General features: G+C 63.2%; 1 protein-coding gene. It reads right to left on the bottom strand.

Features of this window, described 5'->3' with window-relative positions; translation table 11 throughout:
* The coding region (locus OH705_RS27395; RefSeq protein ID WP_267303464.1) for a TonB-dependent receptor plug domain-containing protein at positions 1-272 on the bottom strand (272 nt) is incomplete at both ends.

The raw sequence follows: 272 nt of genomic DNA, 5'->3' as shown, positions 1-272 counted from the left end.
CGGTAAAGTTGCTGCGGAGAACGATGTTGACGACGCCCCCGACTGCATCGGAGCCGTAGATCGCGGCCGCGCCCTGGGAAAGGACTTCGATGCTGTCGACCGCTGCGAGAGGAATTAATGACACGTCGACGAAATTTCCCATCGCGGACTGCGCGGCCCGGTGACCATCGATCAGGACCAACGTGCCGCGCTCACCGAGTCCCAGGAGGTTGACGGAGGTGCCACGCGCGCCGTTCTGGGCGTCACCGATTCCGTAAGTCGCCCTGCTGTTC

The sequence above is a fragment of the Pseudomonas sp. BJa3 genome, from assembly GCF_026343815.1.
In the GTDB taxonomy this organism is placed as follows: Bacteria; Pseudomonadota; Gammaproteobacteria; order Pseudomonadales; family Pseudomonadaceae; genus Aquipseudomonas; species Aquipseudomonas soli.
The sequence above is the reverse complement of the archived record's forward strand: the minus strand, read 5'-3'. Positions and strand labels throughout refer to the sequence as shown.